The sequence below is a fragment of the Mesorhizobium sp. BR1-1-2 genome (genome assembly GCF_020165435.1).
Taxonomy (GTDB): domain Bacteria; phylum Pseudomonadota; class Alphaproteobacteria; order Rhizobiales; family Rhizobiaceae; genus Mesorhizobium.
Window position 1 is genome coordinate 183889 of sequence record NZ_JAIUID010000003.1, and the last position, 12945, is coordinate 196833.

General features: G+C 65.1%; 16 protein-coding genes. 6 read left to right on the top strand and 10 right to left on the bottom strand.

Translation table 11 applies throughout. From position 1 onward, the window contains the following. The first annotated feature begins 2 nt into the window (after nucleotides 1-2). A complete protein-coding gene (locus tag LB551_RS07405) occupies nucleotides 3-1529 on the top strand; it encodes a M81 family metallopeptidase (protein ID WP_224658686.1) in 1527 nt (508 codons plus the stop codon). Nucleotides 1530-1637: 108 nt separating this feature from the next. Here the strand turns inward: LB551_RS07405 and LB551_RS07410 are convergent, their stop codons facing one another. The 6 genes from LB551_RS07410 to LB551_RS07435 all read right to left on the bottom strand — a co-directional run bounded on the left by LB551_RS07410 (nucleotide 1638) and on the right by LB551_RS07435 (nucleotide 6898). Next, nucleotides 1638-3692: a M3 family metallopeptidase gene (locus LB551_RS07410; RefSeq protein WP_224658687.1), complete on the bottom strand. Its 2055-nt coding sequence runs from the start codon at nucleotides 3690-3692 to the stop codon at nucleotides 1638-1640. A gap of 85 nt (nucleotides 3693-3777) precedes the next feature. Continuing rightward, the gene (locus LB551_RS07415) at nucleotides 3778-4212 is read right to left on the bottom strand and encodes a nuclear transport factor 2 family protein (RefSeq protein WP_411970935.1); all 435 of its coding nucleotides are present in this window, start codon (nucleotides 4210-4212) and stop codon (nucleotides 3778-3780) included. After that, nucleotides 4209-4853, bottom strand: a complete 645-nt coding sequence (locus tag LB551_RS07420) for a carbonic anhydrase (RefSeq protein ID WP_140550632.1) — start codon at nucleotides 4851-4853, stop codon at nucleotides 4209-4211. Before LB551_RS07420 ends, LB551_RS07415 begins: the two co-directional genes overlap by 4 nt. 137 nt (nucleotides 4854-4990) lie before the next feature. Continuing rightward, entirely contained in the window at nucleotides 4991-5758 is a 768-nt protein-coding gene (locus LB551_RS07425; RefSeq protein ID WP_224658688.1) for a DUF429 domain-containing protein, read from the bottom strand. After that, the gene (gene pdxY, locus LB551_RS07430; RefSeq protein ID WP_224658689.1) at nucleotides 5755-6639 is read right to left on the bottom strand and encodes a pyridoxal kinase PdxY; all 885 of its coding nucleotides are present in this window, start codon (nucleotides 6637-6639) and stop codon (nucleotides 5755-5757) included. Before pdxY ends, LB551_RS07425 begins: the two co-directional genes overlap by 4 nt. Nucleotides 6640-6646: 7 nt before the next feature. Further along, nucleotides 6647-6898 (bottom strand): hypothetical protein, encoded by a 252-nt coding sequence (locus tag LB551_RS07435; protein WP_140514005.1) that lies wholly within the window; start codon nucleotides 6896-6898, stop codon nucleotides 6647-6649. 162 nt (nucleotides 6899-7060) lie between these two features. On the opposite strand from LB551_RS07435, the gene LB551_RS07440 reads away from it, so the two are divergent. The 5 genes from LB551_RS07440 (at nucleotide 7061) to ppa (ending at nucleotide 10547) form a co-directional block, all read left to right on the top strand. After that, on the top strand, nucleotides 7061-7696 hold the full coding sequence (locus LB551_RS07440) for a LemA family protein (protein ID WP_140514006.1): 636 nt from the start codon (nucleotides 7061-7063) through the stop codon (nucleotides 7694-7696). A gap of 51 nt (nucleotides 7697-7747) precedes the next feature. Then, entirely contained in the window at nucleotides 7748-8554 is an 807-nt protein-coding gene (locus LB551_RS07445; RefSeq protein WP_224659013.1) for a TPM domain-containing protein, read from the top strand. Nucleotides 8555-8561: 7 nt separating this feature from the next. Further along, nucleotides 8562-9200, top strand: a complete 639-nt coding sequence (locus LB551_RS07450) for a TPM domain-containing protein (protein WP_140524615.1) — start codon at nucleotides 8562-8564, stop codon at nucleotides 9198-9200. A gap of 116 nt (nucleotides 9201-9316) precedes the next feature. Further along, entirely contained in the window at nucleotides 9317-9823 is a 507-nt protein-coding gene (locus LB551_RS07455) for a GNAT family N-acetyltransferase (protein ID WP_224625059.1), read from the top strand. A 190-nt stretch (nucleotides 9824-10013) separates the two neighbouring features. Then, nucleotides 10014-10547, top strand: coding sequence for an inorganic diphosphatase (ppa, locus tag LB551_RS07460; RefSeq protein ID WP_140514009.1), 534 nt, complete (start codon nucleotides 10014-10016; stop codon nucleotides 10545-10547). Between the two features lie 13 nt (nucleotides 10548-10560). Here ppa and LB551_RS07465 read toward each other — a convergent pair whose 3' ends face one another. The 4 genes from LB551_RS07465 to ccmA all read right to left on the bottom strand — a co-directional run bounded on the left by LB551_RS07465 (nucleotide 10561) and on the right by ccmA (nucleotide 12934). After that, the gene (locus tag LB551_RS07465; protein WP_224658690.1) at nucleotides 10561-11142 is read right to left on the bottom strand and encodes a DsbE family thiol:disulfide interchange protein; all 582 of its coding nucleotides are present in this window, start codon (nucleotides 11140-11142) and stop codon (nucleotides 10561-10563) included. Further along, nucleotides 11139-11312, bottom strand: a complete 174-nt coding sequence (gene ccmD, locus LB551_RS07470) for a heme exporter protein CcmD (RefSeq protein WP_140550941.1) — start codon at nucleotides 11310-11312, stop codon at nucleotides 11139-11141. The genes LB551_RS07465 and ccmD overlap by 4 nt, the downstream gene beginning before the upstream one ends. Nucleotides 11313-11445: 133 nt before the next feature. Beyond that, nucleotides 11446-12111, bottom strand: coding sequence for a heme exporter protein CcmB (ccmB, locus tag LB551_RS07475; protein ID WP_224658691.1), 666 nt, complete (start codon nucleotides 12109-12111; stop codon nucleotides 11446-11448). Nucleotides 12112-12325: 214 nt separating this feature from the next. After that, on the bottom strand, nucleotides 12326-12934 hold the full coding sequence (gene ccmA / locus LB551_RS07480) for a heme ABC exporter ATP-binding protein CcmA (protein ID WP_224658692.1): 609 nt from the start codon (nucleotides 12932-12934) through the stop codon (nucleotides 12326-12328). Nucleotides 12935-12945 lie beyond the last annotated feature (11 nt).

Here is a 12945-nt window from a genome sequence, read left to right on the forward strand (position 1 = left end):
TCATGCGCATCTTCACCGCCTCGCTGGCGACGGAAACCAACACTTTTTCGCCGGTGCCGACCGACAGGGCATCGTTCGAGATGGCCTTCTATGCCGGGCCGGGCAAGCATCCGGAGACGCCGACACTGTGCTCCTCGCCGATCGTCGCGCTGCGTCGGCGCGCGGCCGCGGAAGGTCTTGACGTCGTCGAGGGCACCGCCACCTGGGCCGAACCCGGCGGCCTGGTGCAGCGGCAGACCTACGAGGCGCTGCGCGACGAGATTCTTGGCCAGCTCAGGGCGGCTCTGCCGGTAGAGGCCGTCATTCTCGGCCTGCACGGCGCCATGGTGGCGCAAGGCTATGACGATTGTGAGGGCGACCTGCTTGAACGGGTGCGCGAGATCGTCGGGCCCGGCGTGGTGATCGCCTGCGAGTTCGATCCGCACAGCCATCTCACGCCCAAGCGCGCGGCGGCCTGTAATGTCATGGCCTATTTTCTCGAATTCCCGCACACCGACTTCTACGAGCGCGGCGAGCATGTCGTCGAGCTCGGCCTCGCCGCGGCGCGTGGCGAGATCAAGCCCGTCATCTCGACCTTCGACTGCCGCATGATCCAGGTGCTGCCGACCAGCCGCGAGCCGATGCGCTCCTTCGTCGACCGCATCAAGGCGCTGCACGGCAAGGACGGCGTGCTGTCGGTCTCGGTCATCCATGGCTTCATGGCGGCGGATGTGCCCGAAATGGGCACGCGCATCCTCGTCGTCACCGACAATGACAAGGCCAAGGGCGACGCGCTGGCAGAAACGCTGGGACGCGAGCTCTACGCAATGCGCGAAAAGACGGCGATGACGATGCTGAGCGCCAAGGACGGCATCGAGCGCGCCTTGGCCGTTCGCGCTGAAAAGCGCGGCAGGCCGGTGGTCATCGCCGATATCTGGGATAATCCGGGCGGCGGCGTGCCGGGCGATGGCACCATCGTGCTGCGGGAGCTTTTGGCGCGCGGCATCGATAAGGTCGGCGTGGCGACGATCTGGGATCCGGTCGCCGTGACCTTCTGCCAGGCCGCGGGCGAGGGCGCCGTCATCGACCTGCGTTTCGGCGGCAAGGCCGGTCCCCAGGCCGGCGAGCCGATCGACGCCCGCGTCACGGTGCTGAGAGCTGTCGCCGAGGGCTGGCAAAGCTTTGGACCCAGCCGGGTGACGCTTGGGCCAGCCGCGCTGGTCCGCATCGAGGGCACCGAGGTCGACATCATCCTCAACACCAACCGCACGCAGACCTTCGAGCCGGACATTTTTTCCAACATCGGCGTCGATCCGCTGGCCAAGGACATGCTGCTGATCAAATCGACCAACCATTTCTACGCCGGCTTCGAACCGATCGCTGCCGAAATCATCTATGTCTCGGCGCCGAGCGCGTACCCAAGCAATCCAGCGGTGACGGATTACAGGAAACTGAAGCGGGCGATTTGGCCAAGGGTAGCGGATCCGTGGAAGGATAAGGCTCCGCCTTCTCCCCTTGTGGGAGAAGGTGTCGCCGAAGGCGACGGATGAGGGGTGCTCCAGAGAACACCAACGCCTCACTCCGCTGGAACACCCTCATCCGTCTCGGCGCTAGCGCGCCGATCCACCTTCTCCCACAAGGGGAGAAGGAAAAAGGCGCTACACCAATCCCCGCTTCACCATCATGGCTTCCGGCGAGGGCATCTTGCCTCGAAACGCGGTGTAGAGCTCTTCCGGATCCTTCGAGCCGCCGGCGGCATAGATGTTCTTTCTCAGCCGCTCGGCCAGCGCGGGATTGAAGGGATCGCCCGTCTCCTCGAAAGCGGCGAAGGCGTCGGCGTCCAGCACTTCCGACCACATGTAGGAATAGTAGCCGGCCGAATAGCCCTCGCCGGCAAAGACATGGCCGAAATGCGGCGTGCGGTGGCGCAGGGCGATGGTGTCGGGCATGTCGAGTTTTTCGAGCGTTTCGGCTTCGAAACGAAGCGGCTCCTGCGGGGCGTCCGGCCGCGCGTGGTAGGCCATGTCGATCAGCGCCGAGGCGGTGAATTCGACAGTGGCGAAGCCGGCGCCGAAGGTGCGCGCGGCGAGCATCTTGTCGAGCAGCGCCTTCGGCATCGGCTTGCCGGTCTTGACATGCAAAGCGTGCTTTTCCAGCACCGCCGGCACGGTCAGCCAATGCTCGTAGAGCTGCGAGGGCAGTTCGACGAAATCGCGGCTGACGGACGTGCCCGACACCGAAGGCCAGGTGACGTCGGTCAGCATGCCGTGCAGGGCATGGCCGAATTCATGGAACAAGGTCTTCGCCTCGTCCACCGACAGCAGCGCCGGCTCGCCCACGGGTGGCTTGGCGAAGTTCATGATGTTGTAGATGATCGGGCTCGCACCGTGGCCCAGGCGATAGCCCGACTTCAGCGCGCTCATCCAGGCCCCGGAGCGTTTCGACGGCCTGGCGAAGTAATCGGCCAGGAACAGGCCGCGCTCGCTGCCATCGGCATTCTTCACCACGAACACACGCGCGTCCGGATGCCAGGCGGCAATGCCTTTCTTCTCTTCGAAGGTGATGCCGAACAATCTTGTCGCGACGTCGAAGCAGGCGTCGATGATCCGGTCGAGTTGGAGATAGGGCTTCAATTCCGCCTCGTCGAAGGCGAATTTCTCGGCGCGCAGCTTCTCCTGGTAGAACCGCCAGTCCCAGGCTGCGAATTTTTCGTTGCTGCCGGCTTCCGTCGCCAGCCGTTCCAACTCCTTCTGGTCGCTTGCTGCCTTCTCCAGCGCCTTTTCCCAGACCGGATCGAGCAGGTCGTGCACCGCCTTGGGCGTCTTGGCCATGGTGTCGTCGAGCTTCAGCGCCGCGAAGGAGCCGTAGCCGAGCAGCTTTGCCTTCTCGGCGCGCAGCTTCAGCATGTCGCGCACCACGGCCGTGTTGTCGGTCGCGCCGCCATTCTGGCCGCGCATGGTGAAGGCGCGGAAGGCGATCTCGCGCAGGTCGCGGCGCTCCGAGAAGGTCGAGAACGGCTCGTAGATCGAGCGCGACAAGGTGACGGCATAGCGGCCTTTCTGGCCGCGCATCTCGGCGGCTTCGGCCATCGAGCTCTTGACGAAATCCGGCAGGCCGGCCAGGTCGGCCTCGTCGAGGAACAGCGCCCAGTCGCGCTCGTCGGCAAGCACGTTCTGGCCGAAGCTGGTGCCGAGCGACGACAGCTCCTCGTTGATCCCTGCCAGTCGCTTCTTGCCCTCGGCGTCAAGTTTTGCGCCCGAGCGGACAAAACCCTTCCAGGTCTTCTCCAGCACCCGCAGCGTCTCGGCATCGAGCTTGAGTGTCTCGCGGCGCTGGTAAAGGTCGTCGATGCGGGCAAAGAGCCTTTCATTCATCGAGATCGCCGAGAAGTGCCTCGACATCCTTGGCGAGATGTCGCGCTCCAGCGCCTGGATATCCTCGTTGGTGTGGGCCCCGGCGCGGCACCAGAAGATCGACGAGACATGGTCGAGCGCCTCGCCGGCGAGCTCCAGGGCTTGAAGCGTGTTCTCGATGGTCGGCGTATCCTCGTTCGCGGCGATGGCCTCGATCTCGGCCTCATGCGCTTTCAGCGCCGCGTCGAAGACGGGTGCGAACTCATCGTCGCCAAATCGGGCGAAATCGGGCAGGCCGAGCGGCCCTTGCCACGTGGTCAGCGGATGAGCGGCGAGGTCGACGGCTTTCGTGGCGGGCATGGATTGTCTTTCGGGCTGGCAGGTCGGGAAAGGCTGAAATCACCGATGTAGGGCGCTCGTCCGGCACGTGCAACAGCGTGGCCGGTCAGTAGGCTTCGCAGCTTTCCGCAAGCGCTTTCTGCGTGCTGGCCGTGATGCGGTCGCCCGCTATGGCGAAGGTCTCATGCATCAGCATGTCATTGCCGGGGAAGTCGTAGCAGGCGATCACCGTGGTGACGCCGCCTTCGTTCTTCTCGATCCGGTGTCGGATCGCGGCACCCGCAACCGCACCTTTCCATTCGTCGAGCGAGGCGATGAACTCCTGCTTTCCCTGCACGATGCCGAGATCGTCGAGTTCGATACGCACATTGTCGGCGAGCAGGTCGGAAAGTTCGGTGCGGTCGGCGACCAGCAGGGCCGAATACCAGCGGCTGATGATGGCGCCGTCATCGGCGCGGGCGGCCATGATCGCCATCAGCAGTGCGGCGGCGGTGAACATGACCGGCCGGATGTTCATCGCCTGGCGTGCCGTTTCGGTCACTCCAGCACCGGGCGCTCGAAATCGCCGGTCTCCTTGTTCATCACCCAGAGCTCGCCGGTCGAAATGTCGAACCAGGCACCGTGCAGCGACAGCCGCCCCTTGCCCTCAAGGATCGAGACGCAGGGAAAGGTCCTGAGATTGGCTAGGGAATAGCGGATCGAGATGCGCTCCAGCGCCGTCTGGCGCTCCGTCGCCGTCATGAAGGTGCTGGCCGACACGGTCTCGGCGGCCGGCGCGATCAGGCTCATCCATTTGCCGATGAAGTCGCCCGGCGACAGCGGCGCGGAATTGGCGTCGAGCGCGGCACGGATGCCGCCGCAGCGGCCATGGCCCATGACGACGATGTTCTTGACCTTGAGGCTCTGCACCGCGAATTCGAGCGCGGCCGAGGTGGAGTGGAACTCGCCGTCCGGCTCGTAAGGCGGCACCAGATTGCCGACATTGCGCAGCACGAAGAGTTCGCCGGGCCCTGCGTCGAAGATCGCCTCGGGTGCCGAGCGGGAATCGCAGCACGCGACGATCATGGTTTCCGGCGCTTGCCCCTCCCGGGCGAGCTCGCGATAGCGGCCGCTCTCGGTGAGATAGCGACCGTTCATGAAATTGCGGTAGCCGGTGAGAAGGTGATCGGGAAGGTGAGGCATGGGCGGCTTTCCGGTTGGAGGGCGGCAGCGCGTTGCGGTCGAGAAACGCTCTAGCGGTAAAAGGCCGTCGCGAGCAATGCAGAATTGTAGGGTTGGCGAGAAATGCCATGCGTCAGGCGCGACGCTGGCCAATGTTGTCACGCCCAGATGGCGACCGGTATGCCAAAGCCGTCGGTGAGTGGCGGGTCGGGAAACGGCCTTGCCGTGCCGGCGGCGACGCGGCCGGCGATCAGCATCATCGCCGCCGCATCGAGGAAATCGTCGGCGGCCGCACCGCGCGGCGGCGCCTGATCGAGGAAGTTCAAGTCATAGCCGTGCCGGCTAAGCAGCGCCTTGCGTTCCGCCATGCCGGCCGGATTGATGCTGCCCTTGACCTTCTTCGGCAGCAGCATGGCCTGCCCCCCGTTGAGCCGACAGAAAGCCACTTCCGGATGCGATTCGAAGACGCGGCGACGCAGTTCGGGCCGCGCGATCAGCAACGTATCGATCTCGCGTATTTTGCCAAAGATGCCGAATGCCTGGATCGAAACGCCGCGCGGCGGATCGGATGTCGTCCTGGCCACGTCGCTCGCCCGGCGGTGCGCGGCGTACCAGGCTTCGATCGAAGTGAACTCGGCGGTATCGGCGTAGAGTGCCGCACGAGACGGGATCGAGAAGACGCTGGATTGGCGTGGCCCGAGCAGCGACCTGACCTGCGCCTCCGGCCCGCGCCCGCCCTTGCTGGAAAATTCAGGCAGGCCGATCGGCATGTCGACGGCGACGATCGCGTCGTCGGGAACCGCCGCCAGCAGCGCGGCGAAGCTGGCGAAGACCTCGACCGAAGGCGCCGCGTTCGGAGCGCTCCGCACGGCGACCCAGCCGGCCTTGCAGCCGTCCGCGCCGACCAGCACCCGTGCCGATGTCACGCGCGGCGGTCCCGCCCCGGATGCGTGAGATGGCGAAGCTGCACCATCGCCATCGGGTGCGACAGGCTCTGCGCATCGGTTTCGAGCTGCAATTCGTCGCCGCCGCGTTTGGCCGTGCGCGCCAGGATTTCGTAGACCGCCGCCGTCGTCGATTGCAGCGCCTTGATCGCCGGCTGGCCGGAGAGGATGCGCGCCAGGTAGACCGCCGCTGTCAGGTCGCCCAAACCGTTCGGCGGCTTTTCGATAACGCGGTGCTCGGCAAGCAGCGCCTGGCTGCCGTCGAGCAGAAGATTGCCGGTGCCGCCTGAAATCATCGACGGCGCCGAGGTGACCAGCATGGTCGACGGCCCGGCATGGAGCGCCGCCGCCATCACCGACTTCAGGTCGGGCAACGGCACGCCGGCCATCCATTCCAGCTCATAGCGGTTAGGGGTGGCAATGTCGGCGATCGGCATCAGCCGGTCGCGCATGGCGATCGCCGTCGGCTCCGCCACATAGAGCCCGCCCGAATCGCCCATCACCGGATCGCATATGTAGACGGCATCAGGCGTTCTCGCCTTGACCGCGGCGACCAGCGAGGCGACGGCTTCGGCCTGGCCGGCCTCGCCGAGATAGCCCGACAGCACCGCCCCGACCTCGCCTAGCCACGGCGCGCGCTCCAGATCGGCCATCAATGCCTTGAACTGATCGAGCGGCGGCACGATGCGGGTCGCGCGCCCATGGCCGGGATGCCAGGGCAGGATGATTGTCGGCACCGCCCATACCGGGAAACCCAGCGATTCCAACGCAAAGACGGCAGCGCGATTGCCGACCGAGCCGCGGGCGACATGGCTGGAAATGACGATGACCGCGCGCGGCGCGTTGGCTTGCTCGGTGCTCATTGGAATCCTAACTGCCCCGGGTGAGGAAAAGCACGAGCCAGACCATCAGGCCCAGCGCCAGCAGCAGCCCAATTATCCGGCCAATGCGCGTGCCCCAGACTTCGATCGGATCGGCGCGATCGGCATCGGCGGCGGCGACGTGGTCGCGCACGGCCTTCGCGGTCCGCGCCGCGAGCGAGGTTGCGGCCGGATCGGTCTCGCGCGCGACGCGCTCGAGGATGCGGCGCGATTCGGTGTCGCTGTCCTGGCGCTGCGCCATGATGCTGTCCTGTTTCGTGGCGACCTTACCGCGTTCGCCCCGTCAATTACAGCGCCTTGCGGCCGACCGTAACCCCATCGACAAACGTCTGCGCCGAGGTCGTTTTCTTGCGCGCCGATTGTGGTAATGCTTCGCATGCAACTTCTACCGAGGGGACCGATCATGTTTGCCCAGCGCCTTGCTTTCCCGACATTCCGCACGCTGCCCGCCTTGCTGGTGATGGCCGTCATGCTGCCGCTGCTTGCCGGCTGCGGCTACAACACCATCCCGACGGCGGAGGAAAACGCCAAGGCGGCATGGAGCGAGGTGCTGAACCAGTATCAACGCCGCGCCGACCTCATTCCCAACCTGGTCGAGACGGTCAAGGGCTACGCCTCGCACGAAAAGGACACGCTCGACGCCGTGGTCGAGGCGCGCGCCAAGGCGACACAGGTCACGGTAACGCCAGAGACGTTGAAGGATCCCGAAGCCCTCAAGAGGTTCCAGGATGCCCAGGCAGGGCTGACCAGCGCGCTGTCGCGGCTGCTCGCTGTGTCGGAGGCATACCCGGACCTGAAGGCCAACCAGAACTTCCTGGCGCTGCAGGCGCAGCTCGAAGGCACCGAGAACCGCATCGCGGTGGCGCGGCGTGACTATATCCAGGCGGTCAGGGACTACAATCTGACGCTGCGGACCTTCCCCTCGGTGCTGTGGGCGACTTTCTGGTTCCGCGGCAACGAGCCCTTCGCCAATTTCACGGTCGAGGAGGACAAATTGCAGACGCCGAAGGTCGATTTCGGCACGAAACAGGGCGGATGATTGCCGGATTCCGACGTGGTGATCCTGCCCGCCAATGAGGGACGACGCGCCATGTGTCGCGTCGCTGTCCTGCTCCTCGTTCTCGCGCTGCCATTTGCGGCTCTCGCCGCCGAGCTCCCGGCGCTGACCGGCCGTGTCGTCGACAATGCAGGCATCATCGATGCGGCGACCAGGGCGGCACTGACGCAGAAGCTTGCCGATTTCGAGACGAAAGGCTCCGATCAGATCGTCGTCGCCACCATCCCCAGCCTCGGCGGCGAGGAGATCGAACCCTATGCCAATCGGCTGTACCGGTTCTGGAAACTTGGCCAGGCGAAAGAGAACAACGGCGTGCTGCTTCTGGTCGCGCCGAACGACCGCAAGATGCGCATCGAGGTCGGCTACGGGCTGGAAGGCACGCTGACCGACCTGCACACCAAGCTGATCATCGAAAACGACATGGTGCCGGCCTTCCGTGCCGGCGATTTCTCCGGCGGCATCACCAAGGCCGTCGACGACATGATCATGGTGCTCAACGGCAATCCCGAGGAGCTGGAAGCACGCGGCAAACGCAACCAGCAGGCGCCGTTCAATTCCGACGATTTGTTCTTCGCCATCTTCATCGGCATCTGGGCGCTCATCTTCTTCGGCAGCATAGCGGCCTCGGTGTTGCCGCCGATCTTCGGCCAGAAGATCGGTCCCGGCCGTTACCGCTGGCTCGGCATGACGTTCGAGCCGAGCCGGCGATCGTCACGTGGCGGCTGGTCGTCAGGTGGCGGCGGCTGGTCGGGCGGCGGCTGGTCCTCGGGTGGTGGCGGCGGCGGTTTCTCCGGCGGTGGCGGCTCTTCCGGCGGCGGCGGCTCTTCGGGAAGCTGGTGAGAGGATCATGGCGATACGACCGATCAGTCCGCAGGACCATGAGCGCATCGCCGGGGCGATCCGCGCCGCCGAATCGAGGACCGACGGCGAAATCTACTGCGTGGTGGCGCATGCCAGCGGCAACTACTTCTTTCCGGCTGCCTTCGTGGCGGCTCTCGCCACTCTGCTGGTCAGCCTCGCCGTCGCCTATGGGCTGGAGGCCTGGTGGCTCACCATCCGCCTGCCCCACTTCGTGATTGCCCAGCTTCTGGCGCTTGCCTGCTTTCTTTTGCTGTTATGGGCCTTTCCGGGGCTGCGCATCCATATGGTGCCGAGACGGCTGCGCTATCAGACCGCGCATGACAACGCATTGAAGCAGTTCCTGGCCCGCAACGTTCACCGCACGACCGCGCGCACCGGCGTGCTGGTCTTCGTCTCGGTCACCGAGCGCTACGCCGAGGTGGTCGCCGATTCAGGCATTGACGCCAAGGTTGGCCAGCATGTCTGGGATGATGTGGTGCGCGAGCTTACCGCACATGCCGGCGACGACCGGCTTGCCGACGGCTTCGTCAAGGCGATCCAATCGGTTGGAGCGGTGCTCGCCGAGCACTTCCCGGTCACGTCGGGCGACACCAACGAGCTCGACGATCATCTGGTCGAGATTTGAGCTCCACCGACAGCTTCGAATGGGCATCGCTCAGGCCATGACGGCCTGTGAGAAAGCGGCCGCCGGGCCGCCCGGACTCTTGCATTCGAGCGATGCGGGTTTATGGTTAACAAATCATGAATACGCTGAGCATCGATATCCGCAAAGCCGAACCGCGCGACGCCGCGGCGATCGCCGATGTGCATTTGCAGGCTTGGCGGGGTGCCTATAGCGGCATCATCCCGCACCGCACCCTGACATCGATGATCAACCGTCGCGGCGCCGACTGGTGGGCCAATGCCATCCGCCGCGCAGCCACCGTTCTCGTGATCGAGATCGGCGGCACGGTTGCCGGCTACGCCACGATCGGCAAGAACCGGGCCCGCGAACTCAAGCAGCAGGGCGAGATCTATGAATTGTACCTGCGGCCCGAATATCAGGGCATCGGGCTCGGCAGCCGGCTTTTCAAGGCGGCACGGGCGCGGCTTGCCGACCATGGATTGAAGGGCACGGTGGTGTGGGCGCTGGAAGACAATCAGAACGCGCTCGCCTTCTATTCCGGTGCCGGCGGCCGCGATATCGCCGAAGGCGTCGAGATATTCGAGCAGAAGGCGCTGAAAAAGGTTGCTTTCGTCTGGGAATGACCGGCGAGGAACGATCGCGTAAGCGGCGCGAAGCGCAACTTGCGCAATCACGACACTGAAACATCTTCTGCTAATGATTGAACGCGTTGAATGCCATTGCGTCTTGCTGGGCGTTCTTGAGCACCATTCGCCGCATTGCACCATTTTGCGCCGCCCGCTATCGGTCTGCCAATCGAGAGAGGGATAAGCCATGCGTATTGAAGCCATCGCCACCGGAAAGAATCCGCCCGAGGACGTCAACGTCATCATCGAGGTGCCGATCGGCGGCGAGCCGATCAAATATGAGATGGACAAGGAGGCCGGCACGTTGTTCGTCGATCGTTTCCTGCATACCTCGATGCGCTATCCCGGCAATTACGGCTTCGTTCCGCACACATTGTCTGGCGACGGCGATCCGATCGACGTGCTGGTCTGCAACACGCGCGCGCTGGTGCCCGGCTGCGTCATCAATGTGCGGCCGATCGGCGTGCTGATCATGGAAGACAATGCCGGCCAGGACGAGAAGGTCATCGCCGTGCCGTCGCCGAAGTTGACGCTGCGTTACGAGAACGTCACGGAATACACGCAGTTGCCCGAGATCACCCGCGATCAGGTGCAGCACTTCTTCGAGCACTACAAGGATCTCGAACCCGGCAAATGGGTCAAGATCGAGGGTTGGCACGATTCCAAATACGCCAAGAAGATGATCGTCGACGCGATCGAGCGGGCCAAGGCAGGCAAGTAAGACGGCGGTCACCTTAGTTCGGCGCGGCCAGCGCCTTCTCGATCTGCGGCAACAGCAGCGTCCGGGCCGTCTCGGCGGTCAGCGGCCCGACATGCTTGTAGGTTATTTTCCCGTCCTTGCCGATGACGAAGGTTTCCGGCACGCCATAGACGCCCCAGTCGATCGCCGTGCGGCCGGCCTCGTCGACGCCGATCGCCTGGAACGGATTGCCGAGATCGCCGAGGAACCGGCGGGCATTTTCCGGCCGGTCCTTGTAGTTCAGCGCCGCCATGGTGAAGCGCCTGTCCTGCGCCAGCCCCAAAAGCACCGGGTGCTCTTCGCGGCAAGGCGCGCACCATGAGGCGAAGACGTTGACCAGCGTCACCTTGCCGGCGAACGATTTCGAATCGAGCCCCGGCAGGTTCGTGCCGTCCAGCGGCGGCAGGTTGGTCGGCGGCGCCGGCAGGCCGATCAGCGCCGACGGCACCTCCGAAGTGTCGCGCCCCGACAGGAGTTGCGCCAGGAACAGCGCCGCCAGGCCGAGGAAGACCAGCAGCGGCAACAGTACGAACAGGCGACGCCGGGGCGGCGCCGGCGTTGGCATATCCGTGCTCATGACTTGCGCTCCCCGCCCTTGTCGGAGCGTCGGCGCACGCCCGCCGCCTCGAGTTCGGCCAGTTCGCGCTTGCGGGCCCGCTGATCGAGCAGGATCCAGCCGATCAGCCCGGCCAGCGCAATCGCCGTGACGGCATAGGCGGCGGTGACGTAGAGCGCATGCGGGCTCATGCCGGCTGCCTCGTCGGCATGCCGCCCGCCAGGTCGATCCTTCTGCCGCGCTCGATCATGCCTTCCCCTTAGCCCCACGCCGGTGACCGCGCAATTGGCCGCCGCGCCGCAGCCCCTGCCGGTCGTGGCCGCTTCAATCCGTGCCATGGCGCAGCGCCAGCGCCGCCGCCAGCGGTCCGAGCACGGCAAGAAACAACGTCAGCGCGGCAAGAATGAGGAAAGGTTGCAGGAACGGATCGGGATTGGCCGTCGCGCCGTAACTCGCCGAAACGCCGAAGATCAGCACCGGGATGGTCAGCGGCAGCACCAGTACCGAGATCAGGAGCCCGCCGCGCGGCAGCGCCACCGCCACCGCCGCACCGACGGCGCCGATGAAAGTGATCGCCGGCGTGCCGACCAGCAGCGTAAGCGCCGTGGCGCCTATTGCCGCCGGCTCCATGTTCATGAACAGGCCGAGCAGCGGCGCGGCGACCACCAGCGGCAGCACGCTCCCCGCCCAATGCGCCAGGCATTTGGTGAGCACCGTCAGCGCCAGCATATGGCGGTCGTTGCCGAGCACCAAGAGATCGAGCGAGCCGTCCTCGCGGTCGGCCTGGAACAGCCGGTCGAGACCGAGCAGACAAGAGAGCAGCGCCCCGATCCACAGGACCGCCGGGCCGATGCGGGCAAGCAGTTTCAGGTCCGGCCCGACGCCGAAGGGAATGGTGGCGATCACGGCGAGGAAGAAGATCACACCCGTCAGCGCCCCGCCGCCGGCCCGAATCGAAAGGCGGATATCGCGGAGGAGGAGGCACCACATCAGGATGCGACCCCTTCTTGCTGAAGTGAGCGTTCCGTCGCGCCCCCCTCTGTCCTGCCGGACATCTCCCCCACGAGGGGGGAGATTGGCCGCCCCCGAGGCGTTCGCCAATTACCGACGTCGGAAAGCGGAGCAAGACGCCGAAACAGCCGATCTCCCCCCGTGTGGGGGAGATGTCCGGCAGGACAGAGGGGGGCACCGTAGAGTGCTGTCATCAAAAGGCCTCCCCCATCCTCAACGTCTGCGCTCCCTCGATCCCGAGCGGCAGATGCGTTGCCGCGACGATCATCCCGCCCTCGGAACAATGCCCCCTCATCAATCCCGCGAATCGCGCCTCCGAATCCCTGTCCAGCCCCGCCGTCGGCTCGTCCAGCAACCACAAGGGCCGGTGGCTGACCAGCAGTTTCGCAATCGCCGCGCGTCGTCTTTGTCCGGTCGAGAGATAGCCGAACGGCAGATGGCCGATGCCGCCCAGTCCGACCGTCTCCAGCGCCTCCGCGACACCGACGGATCCATCGCCGTTGAAGTCGCGCCAGAAGCGCAGGTTTTCCGTCACGCTGAGCGCCGTTTTCATCGCGTTCTGATGGCCGAGATAGTGGCAGGCCGAAGCGATCGACGGAAATTCATCGCCGCCGCCCTCGAGCAGCAAATTGCCTTCAGCCTTCGGCAGCAGTCCGGCCACGATCCTGAGCAAGGTCGATTTGCCTGATCCGTTCGGCCCGGTGACGACAAGCGCCTGGCCTTGATCGAGGTCAAAGCCAATGCCCGAAAACACCGTCTCGCCGCCGCGTTCGCCGCCTAGATTTTCGGCGATAAGCCGCATCCCTCGCCCGC